Origin of the sequence: Parapedobacter lycopersici, assembly GCF_040395035.1 — a bacterium.
In the GTDB taxonomy this organism is placed as follows: domain Bacteria; phylum Bacteroidota; class Bacteroidia; order Sphingobacteriales; family Sphingobacteriaceae; genus Parapedobacter; species Parapedobacter lycopersici_A.
Map to the genome: position 1 here is coordinate 1 of NZ_JBEBRB010000111.1, position 4,697 is coordinate 4,697.

At 49.8% G+C, this 4,697-nt stretch carries 4 protein-coding genes; 3 read left to right on the forward strand and 1 reads right to left on the reverse strand.

The genetic code is table 11. The annotated features are described in order from the left end of the window. The 3 genes from asnS to nhaA all read left to right on the forward strand — a co-directional run. On the forward strand, positions 1–1,403 hold a 1,403-nt coding region (asnS, locus tag ABWO75_RS13270; RefSeq protein ID WP_353186304.1), incomplete at its 5' end, for an asparagine--tRNA ligase. A 42-nt stretch (positions 1,404–1,445) separates the two neighbouring features. Then, positions 1,446–2,066 carry an L-threonylcarbamoyladenylate synthase gene (locus ABWO75_RS13275; RefSeq protein ID WP_353186306.1) on the forward strand — a complete coding sequence of 207 codons (621 nt, stop codon included), beginning with the start codon at positions 1,446–1,448 and terminating at the stop codon, positions 2,064–2,066. A 42-nt stretch (positions 2,067–2,108) separates the two neighbouring features. Then, entirely contained in the window at positions 2,109–3,299 is a 1,191-nt protein-coding gene (gene nhaA / locus ABWO75_RS13280; protein WP_353186308.1) for a Na+/H+ antiporter NhaA, read from the forward strand. A 376-nt stretch (positions 3,300–3,675) separates the two neighbouring features. On the opposite strand, the gene ABWO75_RS13285 is transcribed toward nhaA, so the two are convergent. Then, a complete protein-coding gene (locus tag ABWO75_RS13285; RefSeq protein ID WP_353186310.1) occupies positions 3,676–4,692 on the reverse strand; it encodes an LLM class flavin-dependent oxidoreductase in 1,017 nt (338 codons plus the stop codon). Positions 4,693–4,697 lie beyond the last annotated feature (5 nt).

A 4,697-nucleotide genomic window follows, 5' to 3' on the forward strand; every position in this document is an offset into this window, starting at 1 on the left:
ACGGACAGACCGTGACGGTAAAAGGCTGGGTCAGGACTTTTCGGAACAACCAGTTTATTGCCATAAATGACGGTTCCACGTTGGGCAATCTGCAGGCCGTGGTGGATTTCAGCACAATGGACGAAACGTTGCTGAAGCGGATCACCACCGGCGCAGCCATTGCCGTCACCGGTTCACTGGTTGAGTCCCTGGGTAAGGGGCAGCGGGTAGAAATAAAAGTAACCCAGCTGGAAATTCTTGGGGACAGCGATCCGGAGAAATTTCCGTTGCAACCCAAAAAGCATAGCCTCGAGTTCCTACGCGAAATTGCCCATCTGCGGTTTCGGACCAATACATTCAACGCCGTGTTCAAGGTTCGGAATGCCCTATCATTCGCCATTCACCAATTCTTTTTCGAGCGCGGGTTTGTATACCTTCATACGCCGATCATTACCGGTTCCGATGCAGAGGGTGCCGGTGAAATGTTTAAAGTAACTACGCTGGATTTCAACCATACGCCCCGTAACGAAGACGGATCGGTTGATTATAAAGAAGACTTTTTCGGGAAACCCACCAACCTGACCGTTTCGGGTCAGCTTGAGGGAGAACTGGGCGCCATGGCCCTGGGCAATATTTATACGTTCGGTCCGACCTTCCGTGCGGAGAATTCCAACACAACGCGCCACCTGGCCGAGTTCTGGATGATCGAACCGGAGATGGCATTCTACGAACTCGAAGACAATATGGATCTGGCCGAAGAGCTGCTGAAGTACGTGATCCGTTTTGCACTTGACCACTGCCCGGATGAAATTGAGTTCCTCAAAAACAGGTTACTCGAAGAAGAAAAAGCAAAACCGCAACAGGAACGGTCGGAAATGGATCTGGTAGCCAAACTGAACTTCTGCCTGGATCACGAATTCGAACGGCTTACTTACACGGAAGCCATTGATATCCTGCAACGCAGCAAGCCTAACCAAAAGAAGCAGTTCAAATACCTGATCGAAGGATGGGGAGCCGACCTGCAATCGGAGCACGAGCGATACCTAGTGGAGAAACACTTTAAAAAACCAGTCATCCTCACGGATTATCCGGCGGACATCAAATCGTTTTACATGCGCATGAACGAACCCGATGACCACGGAAGATTAACCGTTGCCGCCATGGACATTCTGTTTCCCGGTATCGGTGAGCTCGTGGGCGGTTCGCAACGTGAGGAGCGGTACGACATGTTAGTCGATCGGATGCAGAAAATGGGGGTTCCGACTGACGAAATGGATTGGTTTCTGGACACGCGGAGGTTTGGTACTGCGCCACATTCGGGATTCGGAGTGGGCTTTGAGCGCCTGGTACTCTTCGTAACCGGCATGACCAATATCCGGGATGTTATTCCATTTCCAAGGACACCAAACAATGCGGAGTTCTAACTGTTGGTGAGCCAATGGCCGGTGATTAGTCGATAACAGCGTATGCTACTCAAACTATATGAAGAAAACCCTAATATGAAGGGCATCCAGCAGATCGTGGATGTCCTGAAAAAGGGTGGACTGATCATTTACCCTACGGATACGGTATATGGCCTTGGATGTGATATCCGTAATCACCGGGCAATCGAACGGGTATGCGAGCTGCGGGGACTTAAACCGGAGAAAGCGAACCTGTCCTTTGTCTGCTATGACCTTACAGATATCGCCCAATATACGAAGCCGTTTGATACGGCAACGTTCCGAGTGCTTAAAAAAGCGTTACCCGGGCCATTTACCTTTATTTTCAATGCCAGTGGACAGGTTCCCAAATTGCTTAGCAATAAAAAGCGGACGGTCGGGATCCGTGTGCCGGACAATAACATCGCGCGTGAAATCGTGCGTCAACTGGCAAATCCCATTGTTTCGGCATCCATACATGACGAAGATGAAATCGTTGAGTATTCCACAGATCCGGAACTTATCTATGAAAAATACGGCGATTTAGTTGACATTGTTATTGATGGCGGTTATGGGGGCAATATTGCTTCCACCATTGTGGATGTAACTTCCGGCGATTTTGAAATTATGCGGGAAGGCAAGGGAGATCTGGGTTTGTTTTTGTAAATTAGGCGTTCATAACTCGGACCCGTAACTTCATCTCCGTTCATGCGTAAACAAATCAAACAATTTTTCGAAGCAGATTCCGCAAGTGGCATTACGCTGCTGGTTTTTCTTATTATTTCTCTGCTCATTGCCAATTCTCCCCTGGGAGCGGGGTTTGAAGCACTACTGGGTCGCCAAGTAGGCTTCGAGACATCTTCCATACACCTGAAATACAGCCTATTGAATTGGATAAACGACGGCCTTATGGCGGTGTTTTTCCTGATGGTAGGAATTGAAATTAAACAGGAACTTGCTCACGGACAGCTTTCTTCTGCCAAAAAAGCCTCGTTACCCTTTTTCGCCGCAATGGGCGGTATGCTGATTCCCGCCGGTATTTATGTGTTGCTGAATAGTCATACCGAAACGCAGCACGGCTGGGGAATCCCCATGGCCACGGATATTGCTTTTGCCATTGGTATATTATCCATCCTGGGCAACCGCGTTCCTATCGCAATGAAGGTTTTCCTGACCGCACTGGCTATTGTGGACGACCTCGGCGCCATACTTGTCATCGCGGTTTTCTACACAACGGAACTTCAAAGCACCTACCTGCTCTATGCCCTTGGCATTTTCCTATTGATGACGTTCATGAACCGGATGGGTATTAAATCCATCTGGCTTTATCTGCTACCCGGTCTTTTCATCTGGTATTTTATCCACCATTCAGGCATCCACGCCACAATTGCCGGTGTGCTCACTGCCTTTGCCATACCCATTAAAGGTAAACAGGGCGGCTCCTCTCCCATCCAGACCGTGGAGCATGCCATCAGCACTCCTGTCAACTTCATTATTATGCCCCTCTTTGCCCTGGCTAATACCAACATCCGGTTTGAAAGCGGTATGGTTGATGGGCTTGCCAGTCCGCTGGGTCTGGGAATCATTGCCGGCCTCGTGCTGGGCAAACCGCTTGGAATTACACTGTTTTCATGGATTGCCGTACGGCTTGGAATCAGCGAACTCCCCAAAGGCACGCCCTGGGTACAGGTGCTTGCCATCGGCTTAATGGGGGGGATTGGGTTTACCATGTCTATCTTTATAGCGTTGCTTTCTTTCAGCGATGCCGGCCACCAAACGGAAGCCAAATTCGCTATTCTCATCGCTTCCCTGGTATCAGGCGTAGCAGGTTACCTGATTTTAAAGAACCTGGGCGCATATTACCTTAAAAAAAACCAGCAATCATCCGCCAATGGTTGAACTTCCGCTCCTTTGATTAACCGGTGTCTCCGTCTTTCAATTGGGCACTCCGGTGTTATCCGGGCGCTATTTCAGCGGATATCCTGGCCAGCAATGAGTATTGCAGGGCATCCGGGAACGGATAAAACGGTGTTCCTGCAGCGCTACCTGTGGAAAGGCCGCGATCATCCATGAAACATCGGGGACATCAAAAGCTGGTTGGTTAGGCATCACCGGACCCCTCCGTTATTTAGCAAACCATACGGTGTTGCAACTTGTACTATCGGATTTTCTTGAGCATGAGGATTTTCAAAAAAGCCACTGCGGTACAGTGGGAAACTGTCCTGCAGTGGCAGAGAGAAAAGTAACGGAAATCACCTGGTAATAATCTGGCGACCTATTTTTCGAGGGCTTTACGCACACTCGGAGCGATCTTCGTGCCGTAAATCTCAATGGATTTCATCATATCCCGGTGGTCAGGCGCCCCCATGTCCATGTGTGCGGCAAAACGGGTTAAACCGAACATTTCCTGTACATGCAGTATTTTGTCAATTGCCTGTTCGGCATCACCGATGAATAGCGCTCCCGGCTTCGATCGACCAAAATCAAACTGTGTCCGCTGATAGGGAGGCCATCCCCGTGATCGCCCTACGCGGTCCATCTGTGCGGCATAAATCGGATAATAATGGTCGGCGGTTTCCTGGCCGTTTTCACCAAAGAATGCATGCGCATGTATCCCTACCTGATAGTTGGCCATGTCGTGTCCGCTGGCAATATACGTTTCTTTATAGAGCTCAAAAAACGGCTGGAATTGCTGTGGCGAGCCGCCAATAATGGCAATCATCAACGGCAGTCCCAGCTTCGCAGCACGGACCACAGAAGCCGGTGTACCCCCAACGGCAACCCAGATCGCCAATTGATTGTTCAACGCACGGGGAAGAACCTGCTGGTTGTTGAGCGCCGCACGGAAATTACCCTCCCAGGTAACCCGATCCTCGCGGTTGATCTTCAGCAGCAAATCCAGCTTCTCTTCAAACAATTTATTGTAATCTTCGAGCCGGTAACCGAACAACGGAAAAGATTCTGTGAAACTTCCCCGGCCGGCCATGAGTTCAGCGCGGCCATTTGAAAGCAGGTCAATTGTCGAAAAATGCTGGTAAAGTTTGACCGGATCAGATGAACTCAGCACCGAAACCGCACTCCCCAGTTTAATCCGCTTGGTCACGGTCGATGCGGCGGCCAATATAATCTCGGGACTGGAAACCACATAATCCGGCCGGTGGTGTTCACCGATACCGAAGTAATCCAGCCCCACCTCATCCATTAATTTAATTTCTTCGATAATTTCCTGTAATCGCTGCTGAGGCAATTGCGTTTTCCCGGTAACCGGATCGATGTGCAGATCGCCAAACATACTGA